Source organism: Halapricum sp. CBA1109, from assembly GCF_009741825.1.
Classification (GTDB): Archaea; Halobacteriota; Halobacteria; order Halobacteriales; family Haloarculaceae; genus Halapricum.
This window is the reverse complement of the sequence record NZ_WPCA01000060.1, coordinates 1-15,773: the sequence shown is the minus strand read 5'-3', so window position 1 is coordinate 15,773 and position 15,773 is coordinate 1. Positions and strand designations below refer to the sequence as shown.

Annotated in this window: 17 protein-coding genes, 1 tRNA gene and 2 pseudogenes; 6 read left to right on the top strand and 14 right to left on the bottom strand. The window is 66.4% G+C overall.

All coding sequences use genetic code 11. The annotated features are described in order from the left end of the window. The 3 genes from GJ629_RS08345 to GJ629_RS08335 all read right to left on the bottom strand — a co-directional run. Nucleotides 1-247 (bottom strand): TFIIB-type zinc ribbon-containing protein (locus GJ629_RS08345; protein ID WP_370515834.1); only part of this gene is annotated, 247 nt, incomplete at its 3' end. 164 nt (nucleotides 248-411) lie between these two features. Next, nucleotides 412-693 carry a DUF357 domain-containing protein gene (locus tag GJ629_RS08340; protein ID WP_157512573.1) on the bottom strand — a complete coding sequence of 94 codons (282 nt, stop codon included), beginning with the start codon at nucleotides 691-693 and terminating at the stop codon, nucleotides 412-414. 122 nt (nucleotides 694-815) lie between these two features. Further along, nucleotides 816-2,561, bottom strand: a complete 1,746-nt coding sequence (locus GJ629_RS08335; protein WP_157512572.1) for a S8 family serine peptidase — start codon at nucleotides 2,559-2,561, stop codon at nucleotides 816-818. A 266-nt stretch (nucleotides 2,562-2,827) separates the two neighbouring features. Here GJ629_RS08335 and GJ629_RS08330 point away from each other — a divergent pair, with 266 nt between their 5' ends. Then, on the top strand, nucleotides 2,828-3,253 hold the full coding sequence (locus GJ629_RS08330; RefSeq protein WP_197428507.1) for a DsrE family protein: 426 nt from the start codon (nucleotides 2,828-2,830) through the stop codon (nucleotides 3,251-3,253). Nucleotides 3,254-3,277: 24 nt separating this feature from the next. Here GJ629_RS08330 and gcvH read toward each other — a convergent pair whose 3' ends face one another. Continuing rightward, nucleotides 3,278-3,661 (bottom strand): glycine cleavage system protein GcvH, encoded by a 384-nt coding sequence (gene gcvH / locus GJ629_RS08325; RefSeq protein ID WP_157512570.1) that lies wholly within the window; start codon nucleotides 3,659-3,661, stop codon nucleotides 3,278-3,280. Then, on the bottom strand, nucleotides 3,658-4,734 hold the full coding sequence (gene gcvT / locus GJ629_RS08320; RefSeq protein WP_157512569.1) for a glycine cleavage system aminomethyltransferase GcvT: 1,077 nt from the start codon (nucleotides 4,732-4,734) through the stop codon (nucleotides 3,658-3,660). The genes gcvH and gcvT overlap by 4 nt, the downstream gene beginning before the upstream one ends. Nucleotides 4,735-4,870: 136 nt before the next feature. Between gcvT and GJ629_RS08315 the strand changes: the two genes are divergently transcribed. Then, complete coding sequence (locus tag GJ629_RS08315) at nucleotides 4,871-5,449, top strand: hypothetical protein (RefSeq protein WP_157512568.1); 579 nt, start codon at nucleotides 4,871-4,873, stop codon at nucleotides 5,447-5,449. A gap of 21 nt (nucleotides 5,450-5,470) precedes the next feature. On the opposite strand, the pseudogene GJ629_RS08310 reads toward GJ629_RS08315, so the two are convergent. Continuing rightward, nucleotides 5,471-7,442, bottom strand: a pseudogene (locus GJ629_RS08310) (3-hydroxyacyl-CoA dehydrogenase NAD-binding domain-containing protein). A gap of 224 nt (nucleotides 7,443-7,666) precedes the next feature. On the opposite strand from GJ629_RS08310, the gene GJ629_RS08305 reads away from it, so the two are divergent. Beyond that, on the top strand, nucleotides 7,667-8,824 hold the full coding sequence (locus GJ629_RS08305) for an acyl-CoA dehydrogenase family protein (RefSeq protein WP_157512567.1): 1,158 nt from the start codon (nucleotides 7,667-7,669) through the stop codon (nucleotides 8,822-8,824). A 165-nt stretch (nucleotides 8,825-8,989) separates the two neighbouring features. Here GJ629_RS08305 and GJ629_RS08300 read toward each other — a convergent pair whose 3' ends face one another. The 5 genes from GJ629_RS08300 to GJ629_RS08280 form a co-directional block, all read right to left on the bottom strand. Then, entirely contained in the window at nucleotides 8,990-9,262 is a 273-nt protein-coding gene (locus GJ629_RS08300) for a DUF2795 domain-containing protein (RefSeq protein WP_157512566.1), read from the bottom strand. A 134-nt stretch (nucleotides 9,263-9,396) separates the two neighbouring features. Then, nucleotides 9,397-9,708 (bottom strand): MTH1187 family thiamine-binding protein, encoded by a 312-nt coding sequence (locus tag GJ629_RS08295; protein WP_157512565.1) that lies wholly within the window; start codon nucleotides 9,706-9,708, stop codon nucleotides 9,397-9,399. A gap of 57 nt (nucleotides 9,709-9,765) precedes the next feature. Continuing rightward, the gene (locus GJ629_RS08290) at nucleotides 9,766-11,391 is read right to left on the bottom strand and encodes a PAS domain-containing sensor histidine kinase (protein WP_157512564.1); all 1,626 of its coding nucleotides are present in this window, start codon (nucleotides 11,389-11,391) and stop codon (nucleotides 9,766-9,768) included. Continuing rightward, nucleotides 11,286-11,591 carry a hypothetical protein gene (locus GJ629_RS08285; RefSeq protein WP_157512563.1) on the bottom strand — a complete coding sequence of 102 codons (306 nt, stop codon included), beginning with the start codon at nucleotides 11,589-11,591 and terminating at the stop codon, nucleotides 11,286-11,288. Before GJ629_RS08285 ends, GJ629_RS08290 begins: the two co-directional genes overlap by 106 nt. A gap of 250 nt (nucleotides 11,592-11,841) precedes the next feature. Further along, a tRNA-Gly gene (locus tag GJ629_RS08280) sits at nucleotides 11,842-11,912 on the bottom strand. Nucleotides 11,913-12,241: 329 nt separating this feature from the next. Between GJ629_RS08280 and GJ629_RS08275 the strand changes: the two genes are divergently transcribed. Continuing rightward, complete coding sequence (locus GJ629_RS08275) at nucleotides 12,242-12,472, top strand: hypothetical protein (protein ID WP_157512562.1); 231 nt, start codon at nucleotides 12,242-12,244, stop codon at nucleotides 12,470-12,472. After that, nucleotides 12,469-12,807: a hypothetical protein gene (locus tag GJ629_RS08270; RefSeq protein ID WP_157512561.1), complete on the top strand. Its 339-nt coding sequence runs from the start codon at nucleotides 12,469-12,471 to the stop codon at nucleotides 12,805-12,807. The genes GJ629_RS08275 and GJ629_RS08270 overlap by 4 nt, the downstream gene beginning before the upstream one ends. 2 nt (nucleotides 12,808-12,809) lie before the next feature. Here GJ629_RS08270 and GJ629_RS08265 read toward each other — a convergent pair whose 3' ends face one another. Then, nucleotides 12,810-13,418 carry a class I SAM-dependent methyltransferase gene (locus GJ629_RS08265; protein ID WP_157512560.1) on the bottom strand — a complete coding sequence of 203 codons (609 nt, stop codon included), beginning with the start codon at nucleotides 13,416-13,418 and terminating at the stop codon, nucleotides 12,810-12,812. Nucleotides 13,419-13,490: 72 nt separating this feature from the next. Between GJ629_RS08265 and GJ629_RS08260 the strand changes: the two genes are divergently transcribed. Further along, nucleotides 13,491-14,858, top strand: coding sequence for a deoxyribodipyrimidine photo-lyase (locus GJ629_RS08260; RefSeq protein ID WP_370515833.1), 1,368 nt, complete (start codon nucleotides 13,491-13,493; stop codon nucleotides 14,856-14,858). Between the two features lie 10 nt (nucleotides 14,859-14,868). Here GJ629_RS08260 and GJ629_RS08255 read toward each other — a convergent pair whose 3' ends face one another. After that, entirely contained in the window at nucleotides 14,869-15,201 is a 333-nt protein-coding gene (locus GJ629_RS08255) for a hypothetical protein (RefSeq protein ID WP_157512559.1), read from the bottom strand. A gap of 40 nt (nucleotides 15,202-15,241) precedes the next feature. Beyond that, nucleotides 15,242-15,773 (bottom strand): annotated as a pseudogene (locus GJ629_RS08250) (class I SAM-dependent methyltransferase); the annotation flags it as partial.

Genomic DNA, 15,773 nt, shown 5'->3' with positions numbered 1-15,773 from the left:
CCGACGCGGGACTTCTGTCTTTCTCGGCGGCATCGAACGCGCGCCACTCCGGCCCGTGGTCGATACCGTCCTCCTCGACGACGAGGCCACAGTTCTCACAGACCGTCTCGCCGTGCTCGGCGTCTGTGACGAGCGCACCGCGACACTCCGGGCAGCGCTCGCTCTCGCTTTCGGTTTCTCGTGCTGTTCGACGTCGGTCCGCTCTCGGTCTGTCTCTGTCTGTTCGCGCTCCGTCCGGGTCGTGTATCGTGTCTCTGTCTCGCTCATAATGGTGTGGAGGGTAAGGACCGCGTCCTTGACCTACAGTTAGTGCGAAAAGTATATAAATCTTTTCCTTACCTTTATATGCTATCGGACGAGAGCATATAACACACTCGGTACGGTATCGAGGTTTCCTCTCGGTAACCTGGTTCAGACGGTAAAAAGGTGTCCGTCCGTGGGGACGTCGAACAGGCCGGCGCGGGCCCCCGCGTCGAGCCACGCGTGCCCGTAGGAGAACGCCGCCAAGGCGTTGACGAGGTCCTCCTCCTCCCGGAAGTGACGACCGTCCTCGAGGTAGGAGTCGGCCATCTCGATAAACTCCGCGGCGGCGTCGCCCAACGGCGTCTCGGCGGGCACCGCGACGGTCGCTTCCGCCAGCGCTTCGGCTAGTAGTCGCTCGTAACGGTCGGTCTTCTCGACTATGTCGGCCATAGTGGCCGGTAGGACGGCCACGGGCCTGATAGTGTTTATTGTAGGTCATTTCGGGACCGACTGCCCGCATTCGGGCGGTCCCACCGTACACAGCTACAATAAACACTATGAAACGTTCGGATCTAGAGGTCCGTCAGTTCCCACCGCTGGGCGTCGCCGCCGTACCACGGCCACTGGATCATATCCTCCCCGGCGCTGCCGGAGGCCCCGTCGACGGTGAGGTACAGCCCGCTGTTGACGTTGCGGATGGCGTACTCCCCGCCCCAGAGGCTGTAGAACTCCCAGCGCTGGTTGTCGCCGCCGTGGGCGTCCCACTGGATGACCCGTGCACCGCGACTGGTCGAAGCGTCGGCCACGTCGGCGACCAGTCCGCTGTTGTTGTTGACGATACGATAGGTGCCGTCGCTTTGGCGTTCGATGGCCCAATCCTGTGCGGACTCCTCGGCCCACTGGGTCTGGACCAGCGCAGCACCGTTCTCGGTCGCGTTCCCCTCGACATCCAGCGCGAGGCCGCTGTTGGCGTTGGTGAGTCGGTAGCCGCTGAGCGGTTGCTCGTCCCCGCCGTCGCCACCGTCGCCACCGTCGCCACCGTCGCCGCCGTCACCGCCATCGTCGCCGCCATCGCCTCCGTCCCCACCGTCGCCACCGTCGTCACCGGCCGCGACGATAGCGGCCGCGTCGACGCGGCCCGCGCCCTGTTCGGCCGCGGACAGACCGACGTCGACGGCGGTGTCTTTGAGGCGCTGGCGGAGTTGGCTGGCCGAGAGGTCAGGGTCGACGGCGAGGCCCAGCGCCGCGACGCCGGCGGCGACGGGGCAGGCCATCGACGTTCCCGAGAGCTGTCGGTAGTCGTCGGTGGGGTACGGCGCGAGGACGTTCACGCCGGGCGCGGCCACCTCGACGCCGTCGCCGTAGTTCGAGAAGCGCGCGAGGTCCTCGTTCGGGTCGATGGCCGACACCGAGACGACTTCCTCGTAGGCCGAGGGATAGGAGACCGACCCCCGGGAGTCGTTGCCCGCGGCCGCGACGACGAGCGTGTCCTGCTGGTCGTAGGCGTACTGGACAGCGTTTTTCATCGTCTCCGTGTAGCCGCCGCCACCGAGACTCATGTTGATGATGTCGGCCCCGTTCCGGGCGGCCCACTCGATGGCGTCTGCGATGTCCGACAGCGACCCGCCGCCGCTCCCGCCGAGACACCGGCCGTTGATCAGCCGCGAGTCGCTGACCCCCGCCGTGCCGCGGCCGTTGTCCGTGTCCGCGGCCGCACACCCGGCGACGTGGGTACCGTGGCTCGACCCCCCGTCCGGGAACGGGTCGCCGTCGTCGTCGACGAAGTCCCGTCCCTCGTCGCTCGCGAAGTTCCCCTGTAGGTCGGGATGGTCGTACTGCGCGCCGGTGTCGAGGACGGCCACGGTCACGTCCGAACTCCCGAACGTCGTGTCCCACGCCTCGGGCGCGTTGACCTGCTGTGGCGCGTACTGCTCGCCGAACCGCGGGTCGTTCGGCGCGACCTGAATCGTGTACGTGACGTTGCGCTCGACGTACTCGACGCCGGGCCGGTTCTCCATCGCCTGCGCAGTGGCGGTCCGCGCCCGGTCGCTTGCCTCCTCCGGCAACTCGACCGCCATGTATCCCAGCGTCTCGTTGCGGTGTTTGACTGCCGCGTTCGGCGGCATCGCCTGCTCGACGCTGGCCTGTACCGACGCCGTATCGGCGTCGTCGGCCATCCCGACGAGCAGTTCGTTCTCCTTCGGTCCCGGCTGTCGGCCCGGTGTCGCCGCGGTCACACCGGCGAATCCGACGGCCCCCGTCAGACCGAGCATCTCTACGAACGAGCGTCGACTACCCCATGACTTGTCCCCCGTCATAACGGTCGTGAATTTACAACTCGTTCACTTATTTCTTGCCCACGGTCCGACGGCGAAAACACGGGACGGAACAGCGATGCCACTGGACACTGTCGCACAGGATACCCCGTGTGCGACCCCCCACAGTACCCCGACTGTGAGGTCGATGATCGTTCTACTCACGCGTTCGTGATTAATTTTTACATTCGATGCCACAGTGCCGTGGCCGTGTATCCGGGACACACGACCGAGGAGACGTTACGTCCCAGTGGTCACTGCAGTCGTTTATGGGTGTAATCGAGACGGTTTTCGGCGGTAAAGCGGAGACACAGCACCGCGAGACGGAGACCGAGCAGAAGTACGCGGTGTTGCTCAACGCCGGGCCGGACGACACGGCGACGGCCGCCAACGGCTTCGGCTACGTTCTCGAACTCGACGACGCGGGCTACGAGACGCGACTGTATCTCGACGGCGAGGCGACGAAGTGGCCGGCGGAGTTCTACGAGAACCCGGACCGGCCGTTCAACCACGAGTGGACACAGATCAAACGCCGGGACCTCCTGATGGGCGCCTGCGGGTTCTGTGCCAACGCCTTCGAAGTCGCCGAGGCTTGCGAGCGCTCGGAGGTCGACCTCCTCAGCGGCAGTGACGAACACGCGCCGGAAGTCGCACAACTGGCCGACGACGGCTTCGAGTTGCTCACGATGGGCTGAGACGCGCCACCGCGACGCCGCGTCTCAGGCAATCTGATCGGCGTAGTCCTCAGCGTCCAGCAGGGCGTCCAGTTCGGCCTCGTCCGCGGGGTCGACGGCGAGGAGCCACCCCTCCTCGAACGGCGACTCGTTGAGCAGTTCCGGGCGGTCGAACAGCGCGTCGTTGACGGCCGTCACCTCGCCCGAGACGGGAGCGTACAGGTCCGAGACGGCCTTTATCGACTCGACGACGCCGAAGCTCTCGTCGACGGAGAGGGCGTCGCCGACTTCGGGGAGTTCGACGAAGACCACGTCGCCCAGTTCCGCCTGTGCGAACTCGCTGATGCCGATGCGGACCGTCCCGTCCTCGGGGCGGGCCCACTCGTGGGTCTCGCGGTAGCGCCGGTCGGCGGGGATGTCGTCGCTCATCTGTCCAGAAACGGGGGCGTCCTGATACGTGCCTTCTTCGGTTCGTCACGGACCACCACACGGACCACGTCGCCGTCCGCGACGCTCCCCGCCGCCACGTCGACCAAGGCGATAGCCTCGCCCAGCGTCGGACTCATCGTCCCGCTTGTGACGCTCCCGATCTCCTCGCCGTCGGGCGTGGTGACCGGATGGCCGTGGCGGGCGACCCCGCGGTCGATCAACCGGAGGCCCGTGAGGTGGCGGTCCGGCCCGTTCTCGGCTTCGGCCTCCAGTGCGTCCCGCCCGACGAACGTCGTGTCGAGGTCGACGACCCAGTCGAGGCCGAGGTCGTACGGCGTCCGCGGGCGCGATTCGGGGTCGAACTCCTGCCCGGAGAGGACAAAGCCCATCTCCAATCGGAGCGTGTCACGCGCCCCGAGGCCACAGGGCTGACAGTCCAGCGCGTTCCAGACGGTCCCGACCTCGGCGGCGGGACAGAGAATCTCGAACCCCCGCTCGCCGGTGTAGCCCGTCGACGCGACCCGGCAGTCGACGCCCGCTATCGTCGCGGGCTCGATCTCGAAGCGGCCCATCTCGAAGGACCGGTCGGTCAGCGTCTCGAAGTGGTCGGTCGCCTCGGGGCCCTGGACGGCGATCATCCCAGTCTCCTCAGTGGCGTTCGTGACCGTCACCTCGTAGTCTCGTTTGTCGGCCAGCCACCGGCAGCGCTCTGCCATCTCCGCGTCGTGGCCCGCGTTCGGGACGAAGCGGTACGCGCCGTCGTCGAGCGCGTAGACCACCGTGTCGTCGAGGACGACGCCGTCTTCGTCGGTGATCGTGCTGTAGTGGGCCTCGCCGGGCTCGAGGTCCCCGACGTCGTTGGTCGTGAGCCGATTGATCAGGTCGAGGGCGTTGGGGCCTGTAACGTCTATCTGGCCCATATGTGAGACGTCGAACTTCCCGACCCCCGCCCGGACCGCCTCGTGTTCGGTCCTGATCGAGTCGAACTCGACGGGCATCTCCCAGCCACCGAACTCGGTGGTCCTCGCGCCCGCCGCCCCGTGGCTGTCGGCCAGTGGTGTCCGGCGTGTCATACCGTAACGGGGACCGCCGAGGGCCTAACTCTTGTCCCGGCCGTGGGTCAAAGCGTCGTTTGACCGTCCCCCGGGCTTTAGTTGTCGCCCGGCGAGGACGGGCTTATGAAAGACCACACCCAGCGGGGTGACGCGGATGCGTAGACGGCAGTTCCTCGCCGGTCTGACGGCCACGAGCGTTCTCGGCGGCGTCGGGATGGGCGCCGCGACGGGCAGGCACGAGACGCTCACGAACCCACAACTGTACGAGCAGACCCCTCACGACAAGGCGTTACTGTTCAGCGTCGACGGCGACGAGCGCGGTTCCTTCGGGGCGCGGGCGACGCAGGCGGGCGACCGCGTCGACATCGACACCTCCTTTTCCCACCCCGAGGCGTGGCTGGTCGAGTCCATCCGGGTCAGGGTCGCGATGCCCGTCGAGGACGGCCCGGACCCGCGAATCGCCGTCGTCGTCCCGCCACACGGCGACAGTTCGCCGCCGCCCGAAATCACGATGACGACCGTCCGGGGGAAACCGGGGACCGTTATCGAACTCGCTGACTTCGACGACTTGGCGAACGAGACGGTCCCGCTGGGACTGGCCGCCGTCCCGCGGACGACGCTGGGCGAGGAGATAACGCTCGACGTGTCCATCGACCTCGGGAGTTCGGATATGTTCGGCACCGACTACACGCTGGAAGGCGCGTTCACGGTTACGCCCGAACGGAGAGAATAGAGACCGACCGCGAGAGACGCCTTACTTACCCTCGAACTCGGGGTCGCGGTCCTGCTGGAAGGCCGGCGAGTCCCTCCCAGACGTCCTCGGTGTTGAACAGGTGGCCAAAGGCAGAGGCCTCGACTTCGAGGCCGGCGTCGGTGTCGTCCCGGCCCGCGAGCATCGCGCGCTTGGTGAACTTCTGGGCGATGGGCGGCCCCGCGGCGAGGTCCCGCGCCAGTTCCCACGCGCGGTCCTCGAACTCGTCGCCCGGAAGGACCTCGTTGACGAAGCCGTAGTCGGCCATCGTCTCGGGGTCGTAGTCGTTTTTCGCGGTGAAGATGATCTCTTTCGCCCGGCCCTCGCCGACGATGGCGCTGAGCCGCTGGGTGCCGCCCCATCCGGGGAGCAGGCCGAGGTTGTGTTCCGGCTGGCCGAAGTTCGAGCCCTCGCTGGCGATGCGCATATCCGCAGCGGTGGCCATCTCCATCCCGCCGCCGAGGCAGTAGCCGTCGATGGCCGCCAGCACCGGCATCGGGGCCTCCTCGAACGCGCCGAAGACCTGCTGGCCGTAGCGGGACATCTCCGCGGCGTCGAGGCCGCTGCCCGGCGCGGCCGAGGCGGCGTCGAACCCGGCCGAGAACGCCCGGTCGCCCGCGCCGGTCACGAGCAGCGCGCGCACGTCCTCGTCGTCTTCGAACGTCTCGACGGCGTGTTCTATCTCCTCGAGCATGTCCACCGTGATGGTGTTCATCCGGTGGGGGCGGTCGATGGCGATGTGTCCGACGGCGCCGTCGACCTCGGTTTCGATCTGTTCGTAACTGCGCTCGCTCTCCCCGCCGTCGTCGCTCGCGTAAAACCCGCCGGCTTCGGCGGTCTCTCGGAGCGTCTCGGAGACTTGGTAGCGCGGGTGGTCTTTCTCCTCGTAGAGCGATTCGAGCGTCTCGACCAGCGATTCGACGCCGGCCGAATCGGCCATCTTCCCCGGCCCTTCGGGGTAGCCCGCGCCGAGCATCATCGCCTCGTCGACGTCCTCGACGGGCGCCACGTCGCCGCCGACCAGTTTGGCCACCTCGTTGGCCATCACCGCGAACAGGCGCTGTTCGAGGTCGTCGTCGATCTGATCGGTCGGAATCTCGACGCCCTCGCCGTCCTCGTAGTCGTACCAGCCCTTGCCGCTTTTCTTGCCGAGTTCGTCGGCCTCGACTTTCTCCTCCAACAGCGGACACGGTTCGTAGGCCCGTCCGAGGACGCTGTTGACGTAGTCCAGCACGTGATAGGAGACGTCGTTACCGACCTGATCGGCGAGTTCGAACGCGCCCATCGGGAGGCCGACGCCGTACTTCGTGGTGCTGTCGACGGTTGCGATGTCGGCGTCGCCCTCGTGGACGGCCCAGCAGGCCTCGTTCATCAGGGGGACCAGCACGCGGTTGACGATGAACCCCGGCGAGTCCTTGCGGACTCGAACCGGCGATTTGTCCATATCGTCCGCCAGCGCTTCGATGGCGTCCATCGTCTCGTCGCTGGTGTGTTTCCCGGAGATGACCTCGACCAGTTGCATCCGGACCGGGGGATTGAAAAAGTGCATCCCGCAGAACTGCTCGGGCCGGTCGGTGACCTCCGAGAGTTCCGTAATCGAGAGACTGGACGTGTTGGTCGCGAAGATGGCCTCCTCGGGCGCGTACTCGTCGATGTCGCTGTAGACCTCTTTCTTGATGTCCATGACCTCCGGGACGGCCTCGATGACCACGTCGGCATCGGCGACGGCCTCCTCGATGTCGACAAGCGGCGTGATCCGGTCTTTGGCCGACTGGGCCTCCTCGTCGGTCAACTGGTCTTTCTCGGCCAGTTTGTCCAGACTCCACTCGATGTTCTCGTAGCCGTCTTGGACGAACTCCTCTTTGATGTCCCGCAGGACCACCTCGTAGCCCGCGATGGCCGCGATTTCCGCGATCCCGTGGCCCATGTTCCCCGCACCGAGAACTGTGATCGTGTCGATGTCGTCGATGTCCATGATTCTCCATTCGGGTTCACTGCTGGCACACGAAAGAAGGTTTCTCTCGGGGAAGAACTACCCCGTCGTTTATAGTTGTCTGTAGTGCTGTGCTGTTCCGGGCAGTGGGCCGGGCGGACAGATCGGCGGCGTTCGCCGCCATCGGACCGCCTGCGGCCGAAAACATATCTAAAGTTCATTATAGATTGGAAACCACTATACGTTACTGCGTGAGATTATTACGCATGGACTTCGGACTGGCCGACCACCAGAAACAGCTTCGAGAGGAGGTACAGCGCTTCGCCGAGAACGAGATCGAACCGGTCGCCACGGAGTTCGACACGGCCGAGAAGTACCCCTACGAGATCGTCGACAAGGCCGCCGAGATGGGGATGACGGGCGCGAACATCCCCCTAGAGTACGGCGGTGCGGGCTACTCCACACTGGACGTGGCGATCATCAGCGAGGAACTGTTCGCGGTCGATCCGGGCATCGCGCTGTCCATCGTCTCCTGCTCGTTCGGGTCGGACGCTATCATCGGGTTCGGGACTGACGAGCAGAAAGAGCGGTTCCTGACGCCCGTCGCCGAGGGCGACGCGATCATGGGCGCGGCGATCAGCGAACCGGACGTGGGTAGCGACGTCTCCTCGGTGTCCACGTCGGCCCGAAAGGAGGGCGACGAGTGGGTGATCAACGGCTCGAAGATGTGGATCACCAACGGTTCGGTCGGCGACTACTTCGTCGTCCTCTGCCAGACCGACCCCGACGCCGAAGGGCGGTACAACGGCTTCAGTCAGATCGTCGTCGAATCCGACCGTGACGGCTTCGAGGCCGACAAGATCACCGGAAAACTCGGTATCCGGGCCTCCGACACGGCCGAACTCCGCTTTGACGACGTCCGCGTCCCCGAGGAGAACCTGATCGGCACGCGCGGCGGCGGCTTCCTCCAGTTGATGCAGTTTTTCGACGAGACGCGGACCGCCGTCGCGGCACAGGGCGTCGGCATCGCGAAGGGGGCCGCCGAGGCGGCCCTGGAGTACGCCAAAGAGCGCGAGCAGTTCGGGCAGTCGATCAGCGAGTTCCAAGCCATCCAACACAAGCTAGCGGAGATGTACACCCAGACCGAGGCCGCCCGGCAGTTGACCTATAAGTCCGCCTGGAGCGTCGACAACGAGGACGACCAGTTGACGATGCTCGCCTCAATGGCCAAGGAGTACGCCTCGCGGGTCGCCGTCGAGGTGGCCGACGAGGCCGTCCAGATTCACGGCGGCGCCGGCTACGTCAACGACTTCCCGGTAGAGCGGTTCTACCGCGACGCCAAGATCACCCAGATATACGAAGGGACCTCCGAGATTCAGAAGAACATCATCGCCCGCGAACTGCTCGGCAAGGGGATGTTCTGATCAATCCTCGGCCGACGCGCGCTCGCGGGACTGTCGCCGCCCGACGACCGTTCCGGCGAGGTAGTCCCCGATGCGTCGGTTACGGTCGTTCCCCATCGCCACGAGACCACTCGCGTCGTTGTCACCAGCACTCTCTCGGCAGAAACAAAACAAAAGCGTTGCGCTCTACAGCGACAGCGGTTCCCGTTCGGCCCCGGGGACGGGGGGTTCGCGGTCGCTGTACCCCTTCCGGCCGATGGCCGCCTCACCGACCGCCATCGCGAACACGTCACGTGCCTCCTCGGCGTCCGCACACGTCGTGACGCCGACGCGTTCGTAGACGTCACCGACCCGTTCGGTCCCGTCCGGGAGCGAAACCTCGCTGTCGCCACACTCGGCCGCTATCTCGACGGTCGTCGCCGGATACGATACCCCCTCTATCGCCGGTATTTCGATCATCGCAATTAATGATAAATGCCGGCAGGGGGAGCCCACTAGCCCGAGTGTTTGGCCTTTTTATTAGCCCTGAGAGAGGACGACGAAATTTTACTTCAGAGATGTTCAACTGTCACGGCCGCGCCGTCGCGGACGGCCTATCGGTCGCTGCGGGCCTCGTGTCCGAGGTGGTCCTCGACGGCGTCGACCTTGTCGTCCGCGGACTGGGTGACGGTCCGCTTGTGGTCTATCTTGAGGAACGTCTCGACGCGGTCGCCGTCGACGGCCTCGTGTGCGGCCTGTGCGGCGCCGAAGACGTCGCCGACCTCCTCGGCCTCGATGATGGTCCCCATCGGCGTCGTCTGGTACTCGACGCCGTACTCGTCGATTGCGGCGACGGCCTTCGCCACCTCGCCGGACATACTGCCCTCCATCACCGGTGCGACGCTCAGGAATCCAATCGCGGTCATACGCGGGTCTGGGAGGGCCGCCCTCAAAAACGCTCCGTCAGGGTGTGGTGACGCCCGTTATCTCGAAGCGCGCGCCGCCGGTGTCGCTGTCGGCAGCGGTGATGTCCCAGCCGTGGGCGTCGACGACTGCTCCGACGATGTACAGCCCGTATCCCGTCTCGTCGACGCGTCGGCGTACCGAACGTCGAACAGTTCCGACTGCAGGTCCGCGGGGATGCCCACGCCGTCGTCCGCGACGTAGAACCCGTCGGGCAACAGTCCGACTTCGAGAGTTACCCCGCCACCGGCGTGTTCGACCGCGTTCCGGATCAGGAAATCGAACAGTTCCGTCAGCGCGTCCGGGTTGGCTTCGACGACCGTCGACGGCGGCGGTCGCAGGGTCACGGTGCCGGTGTCGACCACTCCCTCCCACGCTCGCTCGACGCACTCCCTGAGGTCGACGGCCTCGGTCGTCCGCGGTATCTCCCCGGTCCGGGCCAACCGAAGCAGTTGCGTGAGCAGGCGGTCCATCCGCTCTAGGGTCGATTCGGCCCCGGCGAGTCGCCCGGAGTCCCGGTCGGCCCGTTCGCGGACGATAGCGGCCAGCACTATCTGCAACCGGTTGCGGAGTTCGTGGGCCCCGATGGTCGAGAACTCCTCCAGTTGACGATTTTTTCGGGCTAGCTCCCGTTCGCGCTCGGACCGGTCCAGCGCCGCCGTGACGTTCGCGGCCAGCACCTCCGACAGCCGATTGGTGAACTGATCGAAGACGCCGTCGTCGATACCGAGACAGATGGCCCCGTGCTCGCCGAGGGGAACGACGATACCGACTTCCTCGTCGAAGGGGCGACCGACGAACGCCGACGTGACGACCGTCGACTGGTCGTCGGTGACGACGCCGTCGGTGTCGACGTACTGCGTCCGTCCGGTGTCTATCGCCCGTTCGACGGCCTCGGCTTGGCTCGCCACGGGGTCGCCCGCCCCCGAGGCTACCGTGATCATCTCGTCGTCACCGCTCCCACAGAGCGACAGTTCGACGCCGGTGAACAGCGAAACCTCGTTGGCTATCTCGACCGCGACGCCGGCGATGTCGTCCCGCGTCGTCGCTTCCGAGAGGTCGCGGCTGGCGTGGTGGAGCGCCGCCATCATCTCCTCCTGTCGCTTGGCCGCTGTCACGTCGCGCGTCCCGCCGACGATACCGACGATCCGGCCGTCGGCGTCGTGTCGCGGGACCTTCGTCGTCATCGCCCACCGCCTCGCCCCTGCCTCGTCGACGTACGACTCGACCTTCCGGATGATCGGTTCCCCCGTTTCGACAATGGCCCGCTCCTCGGCGTACAGTTCGTCCGCTAGTTCCCGGCCGAACAGTTCGTAGTCCGTCAGTCCGATCATCTGCTCGCGGGTCAGTCCGTAGTTACCGGCGGCGTGCGTCGTCACGTTCGCGAAGCGCCCGTACTCGTCTTTGAGATACAGCGTGTGCGGGTAGTTGCGCAACAGCGACCGGATCTGTGTGGCCGCGGGTTGGAACTCCCCGCCGGTCCCCGCCGCCCGACGGACCCGCGCGGCGATGGCCGTGTCGTGGCGCGCCGGCATCCTGATCACGTCCGCGGCCCCCGCCGCAAGCGCTCGGACGACCGGATCGATCCCGTCCCGTGTCGTGTAGACGACCACCGGAACCGACAGCCGGTCGCGTATCCGCTCCATCTCGCGACGCCGTCCACTGCCGCTGCCCCCGCCGTCGCCGGCGCGTCGAGGACGACGACACAGTCCGCGTCCGCCGTGACCGCGTCCACCCCCGATACCCGCTCGACGGCACCGATACCGCCCGATTCGAGGCCCGCCGCCACGTCCGATAGCCGTCCGTCCTCGTCCACGACCGCCACCGTCTCTGAGTCCCCTGACATTGTCGAACCAACCTGATAGCGCCACCGCGCACCGCGCGACCTGTCTGTCCGCTTCATACGTGTGCCTGATTGATAAAGGGGTATGGGTGATTTCAGTGTTGACAGCTACCACGGTCTATCGGGCCTTTTCATATCCGATTGCGGTCCGTCGGCGGGCATCCCATCTGGTGGTTTCGCTCGTCGCAGAAAACCCACGGGTCGCTCCGCTCCCCGTTCGGTGTCCGGGGCCTCACTTCGTTCGGCCCCACTATGCGCCGGCCGGGATTTGAACCCGGGCCATGAGCTTGGAAGGCTCAGGTCCTACCACTAGACCACCGGCGCTCGTTCACTGCGTTCACTCACGCCGTGCATCGACGGACTTCGTCCGTCTCAACACCGGCGCGCTCGTTCACTTCGTTCACTCGCGCGCCGAGGTTCGCAAATCCTCCGGATTTGCTCACCACCGGCGCACGTCCGCGTTGTTCGCACCGAGGATCACAGTTTCTCCGAAACTGCTCGCCACCGGCGCACGTCCGCATCGTCCGCGCCGAGAGACCGCCTCGCTGTCGGCGCTTGCCCAACCGTTGACTGGCGCCGATTAAGGGCGTTTCCATTCGTCGTATGGTATGACTTGGCAACGCGTATTTCAGCGTTCGGCTCCAATGACAGGTATGGGAGCCGAAGAACAGTCACTGCCTGACGATGCATCGGTCGACGAAACGACGACGTGGCCCGACCTGGCCATCGGACTCTACGAACGCCTCACCGGTCGCGGGGCGACGATAACGTACGAGTTCGAGGATATGGCGGTCGACGTGCCGAGCAAGACGGGCGAGGACGCCGAACACGCTCGCTGGCGCGTCGACGGGACAGTCCACATCACGACCTCCGAAGAGGAGTGACGGGGCAGATACAGGTCGAGGCCGACCTCACGCTCGAACGCGGCGAGGACACCTTCACCGTCTGGACGGAGGGGGAGACGGTCGTGGTCAACGCGCCGTCGCTGTCGGCCCTCCGACACGCGGACTCGCTCGTGACAGCGGTACCCACGGGTGTCCTCGACGGCCGCGCGCTGCCGGACCGCACGCCGCCGATAGAACTGCGCGTCCGGCACGCCACGGTCGGTCAGGTCGGGCCCGAGGTGACGCCAACGCCCGGCGTGGAACGTCTCGCGGGCGTCCCAGCCCGCGTCGTCCCCCGCGGCGTCCTCGCGGCCGCAATCAGAGCGCTCGGCTGAGTTCACGCCGACAGTCGCGCCAGCACGAACGACGTCGAACTCCCGAGGGGGTCGTCGACGACCCGATCCCACACTATCTCGAACCCAGCGTCTCTCAGCAGCGACAGCGTCGCTCGCTTGCCGGGCGTCGAGAACAGCATCGACCGACCGGTCCCCAGCCAGTTCGACCGGACCTGCTCGTAGCGCCCGCCGCCCAGCGTCGAGAGGACGTACCCGCCGGGGCGCAGCACACGCGCGAACTCTTCGTACACCGCGCGGTGGTCCGCACGCGGGACGTGAAACACCGCGTGGTAGGCCGTCACCGCGTCGACGTCGTCCGCTGCCAGCGGGAGCGCCGTCATATCGCCCTGTAACAGCCGGGCCCACGGCACGTTCGACCGCGCGAGCTGTAGCTGGCGCCGCGAGATATCGACGCCGACCGCGTCCGCCTCGTCCAGCCGTGCGAGCGTCCGCATCCCGTCGCCACAGCCCACGTCGAGCACTCGCGGGTGCGCCGGCAACTGATCCAGCAACTCGTCGATCAGTGCCGCGTCCTCGCCGTCCGGGTCGCGCATCTCGGCGTACGGCGCCGCCAGGTCGTCCCACGCCTCCCGAATCGCGTTCCTGTCCATACTGGTGTTTGGACCCGGACCCTCAACTGCGCTTGGCACGGCGACTATGTCGGTCGCGCGCCAAACGCGGCCGTGAACGTCTACTGGCACCAGCGGGACCTGCGGATCCCGGACAACCGCGGGCTCTACGCCGCCGGGAGCGACGGCCCGGCAGTCCCCGTCTACGTCTACGACGAGTCGATGCTGAAGGCAATCGGCACGCGCCAGCGTGCGTTCTTCCTGCGCGGCGTCCGCCGGCTGAAACGACGCTACCGCGAGCGCGGCTCTGACCTCCTCGTCCGCGCGGGGTCCCCCGAGGAAATCCTCCCCGAAGTCGTCGACGAGTTCGACGCCGACGCGCTGTACTACGACGAACACTACCGCCCGAAACGGCGGAACCGCCAGCGCCGCGTCGAGGACGCCCTCGACGTGCCCACACACTCCCGGGTCGACCTCGTCCTCGTCGACCCCGACCGCCTCGAAAGTCGCTACCCCAACCACAGCCAGTTCCACGACGACTGGCAGGAGATACCCAAACCGCCGGCGCTGGGCGACCCGGACCACCTCGCCGCCTTCGAGGACGAGACGACAGTCCCGGTCCCGGACCCCGACATCGACCTCCCCGAAGCGGGCTATCGGGCCGCCCGCGACCGCTGGGAGTCGTTTCTCGACGACGGCATCGAGCACTACAGTTCGACGCGGGACGACATGACCGCGGCAGTCGAGCGCCCGACCAACAGCGTCTCCCGGCTGTCACCGTACCTCGCGGCCGGGATGATCGGGATACGGGAGGTGTACGGCGACGCGACCGACCGCTACGAGGCCGCCGGGTCGGCGACCCGCGAGATAGGGAAGTACCGCTACGAGCTCTCCTGGCGCGAGCAGAGTTACCACCTGCTGTACCACAACCCGCGTCTGCTTACCGAGAACTACAAGGAGTTCCCCAACCCCATCCAGTGGCGCGAGGACGAGGCCCACTTCGAGGCGTGGAAGCGCGGCGAGACGGGCTATCCATTCGTCGACGCCGGGATGCGCCAACTGAACGAGGAGGGGTATATGCACAATCGGACGCGCCAGATAGTGGCGAGTTTCCTCAGCAAACACCTCCTGATCGACTGGCGGAAGGGAGCCCGGTACTTCACGAAGCAACTGGTCGACCACGACCCCGCCTCGAACTACGCCAGTTGGCAGTGGACGGCCTCGACGGGGACCGACTCCGTCGACGTGCGCATCTTCGACCCCGTGAGCCAGATGAGCAAGTACGACGACGACGCCACCTACGTCAAAGCCTACGTCCCGGAACTGCGTGACGTTCCGGCGTCGAAGATAGTCGACTGGCCGACGCTCTCCCGGGAGGGCCGTGAGAAACTCGCCCCGGAGTACTACCACCCGATAGTCGACCGAAACGACGCCTACGAGCGGGCCCAAGCCGCGTTCGAGACGGCGCTCGGCAAGCGCTGAGCGGCGGCCCTTAGTCGAGCATCCGGATTCGATACCCCTCGATACTGCCGCTGTCGTCGGCGATGCGTCCGGTCTCTTCGGCAAACCCGAGTAGTTCCTCGACGAAGGATTTGGGTACTTCGACACCGACGAAGTCCGTCTCGCCGGGCGTATCGAGGTGTGCCATCGTCTTCTCGGTCCCGTGGTCGTTGTAGATACTCCCGACTCGGTCGCCGTCCCGAAGGAAGTGCAGCGTCACGTCCGTCGCACTGAGGGCGTCCGCCGAAACTTCGAACACCATCGATTCGCTCTCGATCCGTGCCAGTAGGCGCCCCTCGACTTCGGCGATGGTAGACTCGACCATACCGTCGGTTGGGACCCCACCGATATGACCGCTGTCCCGGTCAGAGCGTGGGCGTGACTTCGGCGTAGCAGTTCCCGCTAGAGACGCGCCAGTCGACGACGTCGAGAGCGCTCGCGGCGAGGTCACGTTCGAACTCGGCGGGCGCGTAGATGTGGTAGAACCGCGGGACCACCTCCCCGCCGGGGAGCGTCCAGTCGATGGTGGTGTCGAATCCGGTTTCGTCGTCGGCGTCCGCCTCGAAGCGGTCGTGAGCCGTGCTCCACGCCGAGACCAGCGCGGACCCCTCCGGCGCGAGCACCCGCGCCAGTTCGTCGAGGCTGTCCCGACGCAGCGACTGCTCTGGGAGGTGGTGGAGGGTGGCGACGTAGACGGCCAGTCCGGCGCTATCGGCGGCAATCGGTAGGCGGGCGGCGTCGCCCTGAATCGGACGGCAAGTGTCCTCGTCGCGCGCCTCGACCAGCAGGGCACGGCTCGCGTCGACGCGACCACGCGGTCGGCCGCCGGCGCGCGCACCGTCGCGTGTCGCCCGTTGCCACAACCCACGTCGAGAGCAGTCCCGACGCGGTCGCGTC